This window comes from Proteus terrae, assembly GCF_003144325.1.
In the GTDB taxonomy this organism is placed as follows: domain Bacteria; phylum Pseudomonadota; class Gammaproteobacteria; order Enterobacterales; family Enterobacteriaceae; genus Proteus; species Proteus terrae.
On record NZ_PENS01000020.1, the window covers coordinates 24,092 to 40,481 of the forward strand.

The 16,390-nt window shown below is 37.3% G+C and carries 15 protein-coding genes; 5 read left to right on the forward strand and 10 right to left on the reverse strand.

What is annotated here, in order from left to right:
* The gene (gene frdC / locus DK857_RS17545) at window positions 1-393 is read left to right on the forward strand and encodes a fumarate reductase subunit FrdC (protein ID WP_088493866.1); all 393 of its coding nucleotides are present in this window, start codon (window positions 1-3) and stop codon (window positions 391-393) included.
* Window positions 394-407: 14 nt separating this feature from the next.
* Entirely contained in the window at window positions 408-767 is a 360-nt protein-coding gene (frdD, locus tag DK857_RS17550; protein WP_006535438.1) for a fumarate reductase subunit FrdD, read from the forward strand.
* Between the two features lie 65 nt (window positions 768-832).
* Here frdD and sugE read toward each other — a convergent pair whose 3' ends face one another.
* The 4 genes from sugE to hydN all read right to left on the reverse strand — a co-directional run bounded on the left by sugE (window position 833) and on the right by hydN (window position 2,549).
* Window positions 833-1,147 (reverse strand): quaternary ammonium compound efflux SMR transporter SugE, encoded by a 315-nt coding sequence (gene sugE, locus DK857_RS17555; protein WP_069368216.1) that lies wholly within the window; start codon window positions 1,145-1,147, stop codon window positions 833-835.
* Between the two features lie 131 nt (window positions 1,148-1,278).
* Window positions 1,279-1,569, reverse strand: a complete 291-nt coding sequence (gene hybG, locus DK857_RS17560) for a hydrogenase maturation factor HybG (RefSeq protein ID WP_036933156.1) — start codon at window positions 1,567-1,569, stop codon at window positions 1,279-1,281.
* Between the two features lie 8 nt (window positions 1,570-1,577).
* A complete protein-coding gene (hypA, locus tag DK857_RS17565) occupies window positions 1,578-1,919 on the reverse strand; it encodes a hydrogenase maturation nickel metallochaperone HypA (protein ID WP_075672946.1) in 342 nt (113 codons plus the stop codon).
* Window positions 1,920-1,991: 72 nt separating this feature from the next.
* The gene (hydN, locus tag DK857_RS17570; RefSeq protein ID WP_036914782.1) at window positions 1,992-2,549 is read right to left on the reverse strand and encodes an electron transport protein HydN; all 558 of its coding nucleotides are present in this window, start codon (window positions 2,547-2,549) and stop codon (window positions 1,992-1,994) included.
* Between the two features lie 404 nt (window positions 2,550-2,953).
* Here hydN and DK857_RS17575 point away from each other — a divergent pair, with 404 nt between their 5' ends.
* Window positions 2,954-4,567 (forward strand): sigma 54-interacting transcriptional regulator, encoded by a 1,614-nt coding sequence (locus tag DK857_RS17575; RefSeq protein WP_109402854.1) that lies wholly within the window; start codon window positions 2,954-2,956, stop codon window positions 4,565-4,567.
* A 172-nt stretch (window positions 4,568-4,739) separates the two neighbouring features.
* Window positions 4,740-5,627, forward strand: a complete 888-nt coding sequence (locus DK857_RS17580) for a 2OG-Fe dioxygenase family protein (protein WP_109395368.1) — start codon at window positions 4,740-4,742, stop codon at window positions 5,625-5,627.
* 22 nt (window positions 5,628-5,649) lie between these two features.
* On the opposite strand, the gene DK857_RS17585 is transcribed toward DK857_RS17580, so the two are convergent.
* The 4 genes from DK857_RS17585 to fdhF all read right to left on the reverse strand — a co-directional run bounded on the left by DK857_RS17585 (window position 5,650) and on the right by fdhF (window position 11,934).
* A complete protein-coding gene (locus tag DK857_RS17585; RefSeq protein WP_109402855.1) occupies window positions 5,650-6,426 on the reverse strand; it encodes a MurR/RpiR family transcriptional regulator in 777 nt (258 codons plus the stop codon).
* Between the two features lie 108 nt (window positions 6,427-6,534).
* Entirely contained in the window at window positions 6,535-7,896 is a 1,362-nt protein-coding gene (locus DK857_RS17590) for a 6-phospho-alpha-glucosidase (protein WP_109402856.1), read from the reverse strand.
* Between the two features lie 14 nt (window positions 7,897-7,910).
* Complete coding sequence (locus DK857_RS17595; RefSeq protein ID WP_109402857.1) at window positions 7,911-9,488, reverse strand: PTS transporter subunit EIIC; 1,578 nt, start codon at window positions 9,486-9,488, stop codon at window positions 7,911-7,913.
* 301 nt (window positions 9,489-9,789) lie between these two features.
* Window positions 9,790-11,934: a formate dehydrogenase subunit alpha gene (gene fdhF, locus DK857_RS17600; RefSeq protein WP_109395372.1), complete on the reverse strand. Its 2,145-nt coding sequence runs from the start codon at window positions 11,932-11,934 to the stop codon at window positions 9,790-9,792.
* A gap of 531 nt (window positions 11,935-12,465) precedes the next feature.
* Between fdhF and eptB the strand changes: the two genes are divergently transcribed.
* Window positions 12,466-14,157: a kdo(2)-lipid A phosphoethanolamine 7''-transferase gene (eptB, locus tag DK857_RS17605; RefSeq protein ID WP_109402858.1), complete on the forward strand. Its 1,692-nt coding sequence runs from the start codon at window positions 12,466-12,468 to the stop codon at window positions 14,155-14,157.
* Window positions 14,158-14,239: 82 nt separating this feature from the next.
* Here eptB and DK857_RS17610 read toward each other — a convergent pair whose 3' ends face one another.
* On the reverse strand, window positions 14,240-15,436 hold the full coding sequence (locus DK857_RS17610) for a lactate oxidase (protein ID WP_109402859.1): 1,197 nt from the start codon (window positions 15,434-15,436) through the stop codon (window positions 14,240-14,242).
* Between the two features lie 122 nt (window positions 15,437-15,558).
* Window positions 15,559-16,182, reverse strand: coding sequence for an isochorismate family cysteine hydrolase YcaC (gene ycaC / locus DK857_RS17615; RefSeq protein ID WP_109402860.1), 624 nt, complete (start codon window positions 16,180-16,182; stop codon window positions 15,559-15,561).
* Window positions 16,183-16,390: the final 208 nt, after the last annotated feature.

A 16,390-nucleotide genomic window follows, 5' to 3' on the forward strand; every position in this document is an offset into this window, starting at 1 on the left:
ATGACAACAAAACGTAAGCCTTATGTTCGTGGCATGCAACCAAACTGGTGGACGAAACTTGGATTCTATCGTTTCTATATCACCCGTGAAGGGACTTGTCTGCCACAACTTTGGTTCAGTCTGGTTGTACTGTTTGGTGTATTCGCACTAAAAAATGGACCAGAAAGTTGGGCAGGTTTCGTTGGATTCCTGAGCAACCCAATTGTAATGCTGATTAATATTGTGACCCTGATAGCAACGGTCTTCCACTCTGCTACTTGGTTCAAACTTGCACCAAAAGCAGTGGTTATCGTAGTTAAAGATGAAAAAATGCCACAGGAACCTATCGTTCGTGGTTTCTGGGGTGTCACAATCGTTGTTACTGCCGCTATTCTGGCAGTGGCGTTAATTTAACCCAGGAGGAAATAATGAATCAGAATCAACTTCCTAAGCGCTCTGATGAACCTATTTTCTGGGGATTATTTGGTGCAGGTGGTATGTGGAGTGCGATTGTTTCTCCAGCAATCATCATCCTGCTCGGTATCCTAATCCCTATGGGTATTGCGCCAGAAGCATTTACTTACGAACGTATTATGGCATTTAGCCAAAGCATCATTGGTCGTCTGTTCTTACTGCTAATGATTATTCTGCCAGTTTGGTGTGCATTACACCGTATTCACCATACTCTGCACGATTTTAAAGTGCATGTACCTGCAAGCAAATGGGTATTTTATGGTGGTGCAGCAATTATCAGCGTTATCGCTATCATTGGTGTATTTACACTGTAATTGATTAATACGTAAGATAAAAAGCCACTCAATTGAGTGGCTTTTTTATGGAAAACTGATGATAATCAACTCGCTAATTTTAGCCCAATAATACCGAAAATAATCATAGCTAAACTGAGTAAACGATAGATATTCGCGGACTCACCAAAGACCAAAATACCAAAGATTGCGGTACCCACTGCGCCAATACCAGTCCAAATTGCATAAGCCGTACCCGCAGGCAAGCCTTTCATGGCATAAGACAACATTCCCATGCTCACAACCATAGCACTAATGGTAATAATACTTGGTGTTAGACGCGTAAAACCGTGTGTGTACTTAAGGCCGACAGCCCAAACGATCTCTAATAAACCTGCGATAAAAAGGATAATCCAAGACATAACATCCCCTACTCGATAAGTTGGGGTCGTCCCCTGAATACAAAGACAAAAAGCTGGGTCGTCCCAGCTTTCAAAAGATGAAGGTCAAGTATAAGAAAAAGAAATTAATCGTGCAATAGTACAAAACTAACTCAGTTTTTCTTCGGTGCACCCTCTTCACCATAAAGAAAAGCAGAAACATCGTCTTCCACTTCGCCCATTGCCATCAAAGCATCCAGAGTCTCTTTTGCTTCTTCTTCATTGACGATACTCATGGCAAAACCAACATGCACCAGCACCCATTTACCAATCATCGTATGAGGCTCACCTTCGCAGACTAGCGCAATATTCACTTCTCGTTTAACGCCACAAACATCGACCATCGCATTTTCAGTGATTGTTTTTCCAACTTCAACAACTTGACCTGGAATACCAAGACACATAACAACCCCTATTCGATCTCTATTTGCTTTATTCTCATTGAATCGTCATTTTCAACGCGCATATTCTGGCTACCACAAGATGGGCAACCAGCATTAAAAGTTGAAACAGTAACAACTTGATGACAATCCCAACACCATGCTTTTGCGGGGATAACCTCAATATGTAATTCACAGCCTTGAGCAAGGGTGTCTCTGCAAACAATATCAAAGCAAAACTCAAGTGCGCTGACTTCAACACAAGATAATGCGCCAATTTCCATCCATACGCTTTTTACTTTTTTTGCATTATTTAATTTAGCTTGAGAATCTATTATCTCAAATGCGCTCTGGCAAAGCGTGATTTCATGCATGTCGATACCTTATTGAAGCAGGATAAATAATAGCAACTATAGTATCAGCACATAGTTGCTTTATTATTGATCTTAGAACAACAATTCAGCACCGGTTTCAAAAGCTGCTTTACGACGACGCTCTTTAACCATCTCTTCAAGTGCATCTCTATCAATACACACTAAAGCATGAGTTGGGCAAACTTCAATACATGCAGGGCCCGCTTCGCGGTGGTGACATAAATCACATTTGTTTGCTTCTGCTTTAAATGCTTCAATCGCATTCAGCGCAGTTGATTTACGCATAACTGGACGAGAAACCACTTCCATCGTGCCATAAGGACAAGCCAGCACGCAGGTTTTACAGCCGATACATTTTTCCTGATCGACATAGTAATAATCTTTGTTATGAATAATAGCGCCATTTGGACACACATTGGCACAAGGGGCATCTTCACATTGGTGACAAACAACTGCTGTACTGATTGAGAATCCTTTAATCACATGAATTCTAGGTTGAAAATTTTGCTCACTAATTTGGTCAATGGCTAAATTATCTTGGTCTGCTTGCTGATGTGACACGACACAAGCTACTTCACAAGTATGGCAACCAATACATTTTTTAGGGTCTGCAATGATGAAACGGTTCATCATATTCTCCTGCTTTTTGTTATATATAGCCGTTATATATGGCGATAAATGCAACGAGTTATTCTAATTAAGAATAATAATTAGAGTATCAATAGAATGAATCTAGCACGGTTCATGCCAATATATTTTTGATATAACTATTCCTTATTTTTCAATTAAATAATTTTCAAATAAAAATGATTATTAATTAATAAATAAGTCACTTCGTCAAATTATTCGACAATTTTGACGATAAAATAAATCGCTATATATTTTATTATATATTGATTTAATACGTTTATATTCTTAAGTTTCATTACATATACAAAAATAGCGGGTTGGATCAAAGATGATTCAGTCATTGATATAAATTTATTATAAACCTACTACAATATAGCTAATTTTTTAGGGCAATCGGTGGTGTCATGAAATTAAGCAGTAACAATGCTGAAACTATGGAGAGCCTTCGTAATGAGCGTAACCAATATCGAATATTGGTTGATATCACAAATTCTGTATTAGCTCATCTAGACATGGATGGTCTTATTTCTGAAGTCTCTAAAGAAATACATCGTTTTTTTGGACTGAACCATATTAGTCTTATGTTATGCCGTACCTCATCACAAAATAGTAATGAAGGTATTCTTTATTCTAGTCGTTATCAGACTGGGAAATCCGTTATTCGTCAACAACGTAAATTTAGTAGCGCGAATAACAAAGCCGAAGAAATTATTAATCAGAATAAACCTGTCTTAATTGATATTAATAAAGAAGATCAGGAAGATGTTTTGATTAAGCGTCTAGTTAAGCAAAATATGCAGACGGCTTTGTTATTGCCACTGGCTTTTAATCATAAACCTCTCGGTTTATTAATTTTAGCGCATGAAATAGGAAGTGTTTTTACTAACGATACTTGCCAATTGCTTCAACAAATTGCGGCACGTATTGGTATTGCCATTGAAAATGCCGCCGCTTATGAAGAGATAACGCATTTAAAAGATAGTTTAAAGAATGAAAATATTTGGCTTAATGAACAGATAGATAATAATGCATGCTTTAGTGAGATTATTTATCAAAGCGATGCTATGCATAATGTGCTCGAACAAATTGAGTTAGTAGCACAAAGTGATAGTACCGTTCTTATATTAGGTGAAACAGGTACTGGTAAAGAATTAATCGCACGCGCTATTCATAGTCTAAGTCAGCGAAAAAATAAGACGATGATAAAAATGAACTGTGCGGCAGTACCTTCTGGTCTTTTAGAAAGCGATCTCTTTGGTCACGATAAAGGCGCATTTACAGGTGCAACAAATACGCATATTGGTCGATTTGAAATGGCGGATAAAAGTACGCTATTTCTAGATGAAATTGGTGATATGCCCATTGAATTACAACCTAAACTGCTTCGTGTTCTTCAAGAGCGCGAAATAGAAAGATTAGGCGGTAATAAAGTTATTCCTGTGGATGTCAGGCTTATCGCGGCAACCAATAAAAATCTCCATGATTTAACAGATGAAGGTGAATTTAGAGAAGATCTTTATTATCGCCTTAATGTTTTTCCTATTATTATTCCGCCACTAAGAGAGCGACCTGAAGATATTCCGCTTTTAGCAAAACATTTCACGCAAAAAATTGCGCGAAGAATGGATAGAAAAATAGATTGTATTCCAGCTAATGCATTGGAACAATTAACACTTTATCCGTGGCCGGGTAATGTTCGTGAACTTGAAAATATTATTGAACGTGCAGTTATTTTAACACGAGGTTCAACACTAAACCTTCAGTTAAAAGAGCTTCATATTAATAAGCCCTCTCGTTTAAAACAGGTGCTATCTCAACCTTCATCTATTGAAAAGCGTATGCAAACTAATGCGCCAGAAAGTGATGATAAGGAGCGAGAAAGGATCATTCAAGCGTTAAGAGAAACTAATGGTGTGGTTGCTGGTGCTAGAGGCGCTGCTTTAAAATTAGGATTAAAAAGAACAACGTTATTATCACGGATGCAACGTTTAGGTATTTCAATTCCAGAAATACTTTAATTTTGATCTAATTACTTAATTATTTTAAGAGAGTGTAATTAATTTATTACACTCTCTATTTTTTATATTTGAAACTTATTAATCTACATCTATAATTCACATGATTATATTTTATTAGTTATTCCCCTAATTAATTATTAATAATATAAACCATCAATGGAGCATATTATATATGAATAACCTGCTTATAAATAAAATTAATGAAATAAGAAAAAAATACAAAAATAATAAATATGTTTTTATTCCTCAAAATATTGTAATTGATTTAATAAAACAATTAGGTGCTGAAGAAAAAGATATTAATGCACTAATGGAATATGGTGACTATTTAGCACAAGATCCAACGCTTTCATTTCGTCACTCTCGAACTGGACGCTACCTTTTTGATAATGATATGGAAACGATCTCCAGGCTAGAGTACCAACCTTTTGTTCTCACTGAAGAAGATGGATTTATTCGTGAAGATAGTGGCGCACAAAGGCATTTTAGAGCACTTGATGATCGCTGGCAGAGCAATACAGCTTATCAAGCGATATTAAAATTAAAAATGCTATTAATTCAAGGTAATACATTTACACCACGTCACTTAACAGATCAAAATTCGCCTAAATCAATATCCACTGTTTTCCATTTAAGGTTAATTGCCCAACCAGATTCTTTAAGTGAACTTTCAATTGAAGGCGTTCATAAAGATGGCGTTGATCACACCATGATTGTGATGATGAATAAGAATAACGTTAAAGATAATACAGGTGCTTTACGTGTGCATTCACCGAAAGAAGCCATAGGAACACCTTGGCAAGAAATCAACCCTGAAAATGTGCTTTATGAACACAATAATGCGCAATATCTTGATGTCTTATTAATTGCAGATAATGAATTAAATCATAGTGGTACACCTATTTTTACTCATGATAATAAAAATCAGGCTTACCAAGATTTTATCGTTTTATTATCTCGTTACCCCACAGTTGATGCTCACCCATCACATAAATTCGACTCAATGAATGCACACCCTGATTTATCCTTAACGCTTTATTTAAATCAGTCAGTCGCTTAGTCATAAATCGTTATTACAGCAATTAAAATCGTTGAGCTCGGCTGAGTAACAAATCAATTATCAAGACAAGGTTTGATTCAAAAGACGAGCTCTCAATAGTGTCACTATGATAATTCACTGCATCGTCATAAATGGGGAAATGAATATCAGCAAGTTCAGCCAATGGATTGGCACTTGCACGAGTAAATGCAACAATCTTCATACCAATGCTTTTTGCTATTCTCGCTTTTTCAACAACTTGTTCTGTCTCTCCGCTACGAGATATCGCAATAAAAACCGTATAGCGTGACGCATTATTAATAAAGATATTCTTACTGTCACTCAGTCCAGAAAGAAAAGCATCTTTACCAATCAGCTGTAACCGCTTACTGATATATTCTGAAAAGATATGGGAAAAACCTGCACCATAAATAAAAAATGAGTTCTTACTGTTAATTAAATCAGCAAAAGCTTGTCTTCGTTCATCTGAAATTAAGGTGAAAGTTTTTAAATAATTCGCCAAAAATTGATCAAAAAGAGGCTCTGCTACCTCATTTTCATCACTTTTCAGTTGATGGTATTTTTCAGCCGTGGATAACAACTGTTTACAGTAATACACCAACTCACTATAACCAGAAAAACCTAATTTCTGGCAAAGACGCATAATGGTCGTTGTCGAAACAAAATTGGCTTGTGCAAGTTCTCTAATGGTAAGTTTGCCAACTTGTGTCGGATTATCAATTAAATAGGAGAGGATGCGATATTCTGCACGGGTTAATTCTGTTGCTCTTGATAGTAAAGATGATAATCGTGCCGACATACCTGTTACCTTATTGATACATCGTCCTTACCAACATAAAAGGAAAATGCTGTTCTGGTGATAGAACAGCATTCTTATTCAATTACTCATTAACAGCAAGTCTTGAGATCAAACACGCTTACCATTTACATAAGCTTTACGTAATTCAGGCCAATACTCATGATTTGCTTCAATCATATCATCGAGGATCTTCTTAGCGTGGATCACGCTTGGCACTGTTTTATTCAGTGTGAACGCCTCAAGTGCTTTCTCGTAGCTACCTTCAAGCGTTGCTTCCACTAATAATTGCTCTGATGCCAATTGTTGCTCTAACAAAGTACGATGGAAACGCGGAATGTCGCCAATACGAATAGGCTCTGGCCCGTGAGAAGTGATATATGCTGGCACTTCAACCATTGCATCATAAGGTAAATCTGCAATCGCACCTTTATTTTCAACAATCACTAAATGGCGCTGACGTAAATCAAAAGCTAAAGAGCATGCCACATCAACAATAAAAGCGCCATGAACACCAACGTGGAAAGCATCAGGTAAAATACCGGTCTCTTTGTATTCACGCGCTGCTTCAAACAAGCGTTTTTCACGACCATCCATCACTTCATTTGCACGGGTGTAATCTGGATCTTGATGCTCAACGATATAATTTGGCATCAAGTAATACTGCAAATATGGGTTTGGAATATATTCAGGGAATGCTTCCATTAATGGCTGAATATGACGCCATGTTTTCACCCATGATGGATCTGAGTGTTGTGGATCAGTTTGAGCTGCATCTTCGGTTAAAAGACCGAATTTAGCGATATGTTCACGTAATTCAGGCAGTTTTTCTTCACCTTTTACGCGCACAGAAGTGAACCAACCAAAGTGATTTAGACCAAAGTAGTCCACATCTAAATCATGGCGATCAACGTTTAATACGGCTGCCATATTACGCATCGCTGCAACAGGCATATCACAGATATTCAATACACGAGCATTAGGGCGTAAACGACGTACACCTTCAGCAACGATCGCGGCTGGGTTTGAATAGTTTACAATCCATGCTTTAGGTGAAGCATATTCCTCAACTAAATCAATTAGCTCAACCATAGGTAAAATGGTGCGTAAACCGTAAGCAAGTCCGCCAGGCCCACAGGTTTCTTGCCCTACAACACCATGACGTAATGGGATCTTTTCATCCTGTTCACGCATTTTATATTGACCCACACGCATTTGAGCAAACACGAAATGAGCACCATCAAACGCGGCTTTTGCATCCGTTGTCACTGTAAATTTAATGGTATCACTATGATCACGGATCACTTTTTCAACGACTGGGGCAATGGTATCCTGGCGCTCTTGATCGATGTCGTATAAACGAATTTCACTCAGAGGGAAATCCTCTAAACGTACCATTAAGCTTTTTACTATTCCCGGTGTATAGGTGCTTCCGCCGCCTGCAATACTTAAGATAAAGGGTGATTTAGTCATCTTTCTTTCTCCTATTAAAGTGCGGCTTCGACCGCTTCACGCATTTTTTTCACATGTAATCCATAAACAACCTGAACATTATTACCGTGGCGTACAACGCCTTTAGCACCTGTTTTTTTCAAAATATCTTCATGAATTACATCGACATTTTTAACAATAACTCTTAAGCGGGTATAACAATTATCAACCACTTCAATATTGTCACGCCCACCGAGTCCTTCAATAATCTCCTCACCTAATTCATTGATATTTTGAGTAATTTGTTCAGAGGCAGTGACTGATTCTGCTTTTTTCTTGTAATCTTCTTTGCTATATAAACGCGTCTCTTCATCATCATCTTCACGACCCGGTGTTTTAAGATTGAGTTTTAAAATCAAGGTTCTAAAGATAACGAAATAGAGAACTGACATAATCAAACCCACCACGATATACATAGGCCAATTTGATTTTTCAGTGCCTAACGGCAAGTTATATAAAATGAAATCAATGACACCGTTCGCACCAATCGCATGAACACCTAATAGGTAGAACAGCATCATGCCAATACCGGTTAATACGGCGTGAACTAAAAATAAAACTGGGGCAACAAATAGGAAGGAAAACTCAAGAGGCTCTGTTACACCAAGTAAGAAAGAGGTTGCAGCCGCAGGAATTAAAATTGCCTTGGCCATCTGCTTTTTCTCTTTTTTAGCCACAGAGATCATGGCCGCAGCCGCGGCAGTTAAGCCGAACATTTTAGCAATACCGCGCGCATCCCAAATCACAGTGCTACTGAGTTGTTTAACTTCCGGGCACGCCATTTCAGCAAAGTAGATATTTCTTGCACCTTGGTAAGTTGTGCCACAAACATCAGCAACACCGCCTAATTCGGTATACAAGAATGGGGTATAGACTAAATGATGTAATCCTGTTGGGATAAGAATACGTTCTAAGAATCCATAAATCAGCGCACCAAAAGCACCAGAATCATGAATAACAAGCGCCATTTTAGTAATACCCGCCTGAGCAAAAGGCCAGACTTCACACATTAAAACAGCGAGTGCAATGGTGAATGGAATAGCAATAATGGCGACAAAGCAGTGACCAGAGTAGATAGCCATAATGCCGTTAAACTGACGACCTGAATAACGATTATAAAGCCACCCTGATATTGCCCCAGTTAAAATACCGGCAAATACGCCCATTTCTAGGACTTGGACACCTAATACCATGCCTTGACCAGCAGCTCGCATCTCTTCTGCGCTAACCAGTTTACCTTGTAGCGTTAGCGTAATATTCATGGCATTCGTGAAAATAACAAACACCACTAAACCAATTAAACCGGCGTAGCCTTTGTCTTTTTTCGCTAAACCAACGGGAATACCCACAGCAAAGATCAGTGCCAGGTTGATTAAAATAGCAACAGATGATTTTGCGAGTAATTGCCCAATACTTTGAATAATCGGGTGATTTAAAAACGGAATATATTCCGCAAGATTGCCATTGCCAAAAACATTACCTAAAGCGATATATAAACCGACAATCGGCAATATTAAGACTGGCCCATATAAGGATTTACCAAACGCTTGTAGGGCATTAATGAGTTTTTTCATACGGTATCTCGTTGTTGTTTTCTTACACTCATTTCCATAACAGCATCCTGCGCTGGCATTAAATAAAAAGCAATTTATCCACTTGATTTAGAAACGGATTACGTTAAAAGTAACATGTTACTTTTTTTATTGTGAGCCAACTCATGGTGAATATTCAGGCAAAAGTTAAGTGATTTTTCGATGATAAGCAGAAGAAAAAAAGACCAGACAACAGTAAAAAAATCATAAAAAAACCGAGCTTACTAACACAAGGTTAATAAACTCGGTCTTAAGGCAAAAAAACAATACTAATTAGGTCAGATTAGCCCTCGGCGGCTTCTCTTAAACGACGTTTAATATTGCTATATTCCGTTTTCACATAGTGTTCTGCCTGAGCCTGTTCCTTGATTGGCTCAACACATACTGCACAATATTTATACTCAGGTGTTTTAGTGATTGGGCTTAAGTTTTCTGCAACTAGTTCGTTACAAGCACCAATCCACCACTGGTAAGTCATATATACCGCACCTTTATTTGGTCTATCACTGACCGCAGCACGCGTAATCACTTTACCTTGACGAGAACGTATCCAAACTAACTCTTGATCTTTAATACCCAGTTGTTTGGCATCTTCAGTATTTAACTGAACATAACCTGGCTCATCTGCTAATGCTGCCAATGCTTTACAGTTACCTGTCATTGAACGGCAAGAGTAGTGCCCAACTTCACGGACTGTTGCCAGTACCATTGGGAATTCATCAGACAGTTTGTCAATTGGTGGAGCCCACTCACAAGTAAAGAATTGACCTTTACCATTAGGGGTATCAAAGTTACCACCATCGTACAGATATTGTGTACCTGGGCTATCTTCTGTTGGGCAAGGCCATTGAATATATGCCAAGTCCGCCATTTTTTCGTAAGTCGCACCATAATAAATTGGGCATAGCTCACGCAACTCATCCCAAATTTCTTTGGTATTGTTGTAATGCATTGGATAACCCATTGCTGTAGCCATTAGACTGATAATTTGCCAGTCTGTTTTTACATCACCAACAGGTTCAACGGCTTTATAGAAACGTTGGAAACCGCGGTCTGCTGCAGTATAAACACCTTCATGTTCACCCCATGATGTTGCAGGGAAAATAACGTCAGCAATCGCCGCCGTTTTGGTCATAAAGATATCTTGTACTATCAATAGTTCCAGTTTTTCAAACGTTCTACGAATTGTTGCTAAATCAGGCTCAGTTTGCAGTGGATCTTCACCCATTACATAGTGAGCTTTTAATAAACCGTGATCGATATTATGAGGGACTTCACTTAACGCATAGCCCACTTCATCAGGCATGGATTCAATGCCCCAGAATTTAGCAAATTTCTCACGTGCTTTTTCGTCAGTAACGTATTGATATCCCGGCAGCGTGTTAGGTAATGCCCCCATATCACACGCACCTTGTACGTTGTTTTGACCACGAACAGGACCAACACCGACGTATTTTTTACCTAAATTACCGGTTAATAATGCCAAGCTAGTCAGTGAACGAACCGTTTCAACGCCTTGGTAGAACTGAGTGACCCCCATTCCCCAAAGAATTGTTGCAGTTTCTGCTTTTGCGTACATACGCGCAGCTTCACGAATAATTTGAGCACTTAAACCTGTTATTTCTTCAACGGATTCAGGTGTATAACTTTCAACTAATTTACAATATTCTTCAAACTGCTCGGTGTGATTTTCAATAAAGGATTTATCATGCAATCCTTCCTCAATAATCACATGCGCAATCGCATTTAATAACGCAATGTTAGAGCCATTTTTTAAGCCTAAGTGTAAATCGGCTAAACGTGCTGTTTCGATGTAACGAGGGTCACATACAATAATTTTGGCACCCTTCTCTTTCGCCTTAACAATACGGCGAGCAACAATAGGATGCGAGTCTGCGGCGTTATAACCGAAGACAAATAGACATTTGGTATCCTCAATCTCAACGATTGAGTTGCTCATAGCACCATTACCGACCGAACGCTGCAGACCTGCAACCGAAGGGCCGTGTCAGACACGAGCACAGCAGTCTATATTATTATTTCCGATAACCGCACGAGCAAATTTCTGCATAACGAAGTTAGCTTCGTTACCCGGGCCTCGTGAAGAGCCGGTTGTCATAATAGATTTAGCACCGTATTTCTCTTTGATAGCAAGAAGTTTGCTACTCGCAAACTCAATCGCTTCTTCCCAAGAAACCGATTCTAATTTTCCGCCTCTTTCACGACGGATCATTGGTGTTTTAAGACGTGGAGTCAGTATCTTAGTATCATGGATAAAATCCCATCCATAATACCCTTTCAGACACAGCTCACCTTGGTTTGTTAAACCATTAGCTCCTTCAGCGCCAATGATTTTACCGTTTTCCACCTTCAGGTAGATTTTGCATCCTGAGGCGCAATACGGACAGACCGTGATGACTTTTTTCATCAACATTGCTCCTGTGTTCATCAACTTTCAGGTTATTACCTGATTCTCTCCTCTATCTATGCAGAGAGTGTGCCAAATAAGCACGCTTTTTTACTTTTCTACAACACAATGAAAAATAAAGAAAAATAAAAACCATTGAATGAGTAAGAAAACAATGAAAACCAAAAAAATAGGAAGTACTCGACACTAATGACGATATTTATGTCGATTTGTGTTTCTATCAAATTTCGTTATACATTAACGCTTATAACGTAATAGTACTTATTCATTTCATCTACGAAATCAAAATAATAAATACGCTTTCTTATCTGCCTTTATCCGGCTCTTACCGTATATAATGATGACAACCTTCTAATATCTCTATCAATATCCCTATCTACTAGAACTATTTAAAATTAATAATTTTGATATTAATGTTATTCAAATAAAAAATTTTTAAACTTCAATAAAAAAAAGCACATAATACTGAACCTGAAAACAACTTCGCGGTCATAAAGACCTCTACACCTTATAAATTGATAATAATTGAACATGCAAAAATTAAAGTTTTTAAGGTTTTCGAAAGAAAACATTGCCCTTTTTTTAGCTGTCTACCTTGGTTTTTTTCTTAATCTTTCTGTCTACATTGGCCGATACGGCACACAGAATACAAACAACCCCCTCATTGATGCATTATATATCCTAGGTGAAATTGCGGTTAATATTGCCTTTACCTTCTTCTTATTACGATTACTCTCTTTCTTCGGCACTCTCTTTTTTAAAATAATTACCTCTTTTATTCTCGTCGTGAGTGTTTGTGCTAGTTACTATATTTCTTTTTATGATGTAGTCATTGGATACGGCATTATCATTTCAACACTAACTACAGATACGGATTTATCTAAAGAGCTGGTTAGCCCAAATGTAATTATTTGGATTATTGGTTTATCTGTTTTGCCATTGGCGCTTATTTGGCTATGTAAAAAACCAGAGAAAAATCTAACGACTCAACAAAAGAAAAAAATCTGGATAAAAAACACGGCCAAAATGCTGGTGATTGCGCTGGCTGTTTTTAGCTATTTGAAAACACTCGATTCAAAACAAAAAGCCTATGAAATCAAGAATAACTTAGATTTACCTAGTTATAGTGGGGGTTTAAGTTATGCGTATTTGCCTACAAATTGGATTATTCCATTATTCCAATATGCAATAACGCAGTATGACGATACGTTTAATAGCAAAAATATTTTTGATCCTGCCGATCACTTCACATACCAACCATCAAAGGCTAATGAGGATGTGTATGTTGTCTTTATTATTGGTGAAACAGCAAGATGGGATCATATGGGATTATTAGGATATGAGCGTCAAACAAATCCTCTATTAAGCCAAGAAAAAAATCTTGTTGCCTTTAAAGGTATTTCTTGTGATACCGCAACAAAACTCTCTTTAAAATGTATGTTTGTACGTGAAAATGGAACAGAAAGTAACGATCAACGAACATTAAAAGAGAACAATATATTCTCAGTATTAAGCCAACTAGGTATGTCTTCTGAGCTTTTTTCAATGCAGAGTGAGTTGTGGTTTTACAATAAACTTGATTTAAATAACTACGCAATGAAAGAGATGATGACGGCAAAAAATAGCAACTTTGGTAAAGAGTTGGATGACACTTTATTAATTGCTGAAACGGCGAATGCGGTTTCTCAGCATCCAAAGGGAAATCATTTAGTGATTTTACATACTAAAGGCTCTCACTTTATGTATTCACAACGTTACCCTGAATCATTCAAAAAGTATCAACCTGAATGTTTAAATGTGGATGATGAGTGTACTAAAGAGCAGTTAGTGAATGCTTATGACAACTCTATTCTTTATACTGACTATTTTATTGATGGCGTACTCGACACATTACGCGATAAAAAAGCTATTGTGTTTTATACCTCCGATCACGGAGAATCTATTTCCGAAAAAGGTGGCTTACATGGCACACCAAAAGAAATTGCACCGCCAGAACAATTTAAAGTGCCTTTCTTAGTTTGGATGTCAGATAGCTATTTAGCAGAGCCTGAAAATAAGCAATTATTTGATAACCTAAAACGTAATCAAGATGCAGAGCGCACGTTCTATCATCATAATATTTTCGATTCGATGTTAGGTTGCTTAGGTTATTCATCTCCAGATGGTGGCATTAATAATCAAAATAACCTCTGTTTTGGTGATATGCCATCAACCCAAAACTAAGTTTTCTCAATAGCTAATAGACAAAAAAACCACGCTCGATATTAAGCGTGGTTTTTTATTATTCTTAACTTAAATAAGTTAATTATTGATTAAAACTGGCATCAGTATAAAGTTGAGTGGCTTGAATATCTTTTACTGTTTTCGCCCCACCTAACATCATATTAATTTTTAATTCTTTATTTAAATGTTGGATAACTGAATTTACACCTTCAGCGCCCCCTAAATTTAATCCATAAAGAATTGGACGACCAACAGCGACAATATCTGCACCACTGGCTAATGCTTTAAAGACATGTGAACCACGACGTACACCGCTGTCGAACACGATAGGAACACGTTTATTCACAACTTTTGCAATAGAAGGTAAAACATCAATTGATGCTGGACCACTGTCTAATTGACGGCCACCATGATTAGATACCCAAATTGCATCTGCACCCGCTTTAATTGCCACATCAGCATCTTCTGGTGATTGAATACCTTTTACAATTACAGGTAAACCAGACATTTTTTTCACGTACTGAATATCAGCAGGGGTGAAGGCTTGTTTAGCTTGCGCATAAATTTCGCTAATACCCGCACCTTTACCTGTCTTAGATTTATCATCGCTAATTTTTGCGAATGCTTCTAAGTTGGCAAAACCTAATGGGAACTGGAAATTATTTTTCACGTCATCTTCACGATAACCACCCACAGAAGAGTCAATAGTCATAATAATGCCTTTAGCACCATACTGTTTTGCTTGAGATAAAATATACTCGTTAAAGGCATCATTTTTACTCATATACAACTGGAAGAAGAAAGGATAACCCGGTTTAGCATCAGCCACTTCTTTAATTGTTTTATTACCATAAGTACTTAATGAAAAAATAGAACCTGCTTTTGCCATACCTTTTGCTGTGGCGACTTCGCCTTGTTGATGTGCAAGCCCTTGAGCTGCCATCGGTGCCTGAATAATAGGCGTATCTAATTTAATACCCAAAAATTCTGTTTTTAAATCTAAGTCAGAAAATTCGATGCCTTGTAATGAACGAGGCATAATATATTTTTTATCAAATGCCGTCGTGTTTGAACGTAAATTATTTTCGTCTTCAGCACCACCACGAATATAACCAAAAGCCCCTTTATCCATATTTGCTTGGACTTGTGCTTCCATCGCTTTTAAGTTAACTATCTTAATTGGGCCTTCTGCGGTACTTGCTTTATATTCAGCAGCCTGTGCAACACCCACGCTTAATGCCATTGCAATAGCAGTGGTTTTTAATAATTTATTTTTCATTTCTGATCCATTTATTAATTACGGGCTTATATCTATAATTTAATAATCTTTAACTTCTATTAAATTATATTTATCGAAAAATAATATAAGCCCTATTATTATATAATATTTAAATTAATCACTTACTTTTTTGTTAAAGTATTATAGCTTGTCATAAGATTACGATAGTCTGGAATATGGTTAGCAAAGAGCGCACCTAATCCTTCAACATCATTACGCCAATCACGGTGTAACTCACAAGCTAAACCAAACCAGTTTATTAATTGTGCCCCTGCTTTTGACATTCTATCCCACGCAGAGTCACGAGCAATGGCATTGAAAGTACCTGAAGCATCAGTGACAACAAACACTTCAAAACCTTCTTCAAGTGCTGATAATGCAGGAAATGCGACACACACTTCAGTTACAACACCTGCAATAATCAGTTGTTTTTTACCCGTCGCTTTAACCGCTTTTACGAAATCTTCGTTATCCCATGCGTTGATTTGACCTGGACGAGCGATATAAGGAGCATCAGGGAACATCTCAACAAGTTGAGGCATTAAAGGGCCATTAGGGCCATCTTCAAAAGAGGTCGTTAAAATGGTAGGTAAATTAAAGTACTTAGCGGCATTAGCTAATGCTAATACATTATTATTGAATTTATCAGGCTCGATATCTCTGACTAAAGAAAGTAACCCAGCTTGATGGTCTACCAACAGAACAGCAGCATTACTTTTATCGATACGATGATATTTAAAGCTCATAATAATCTCCGATAGCATAATAGAGGTAAGACTCAATTAAATAATAGCACCAAATTTATATGACAATATTCAGATCCTTTTAAATTTACAATTTAATGTATTTATTAATAATAAATAATCGACTGTAAACTTTAAATATATTTAAATATCACGACATTTAATTATCTGTTTATTTGTTTATATAAATTTATTTATTTCGTTGAAAAGA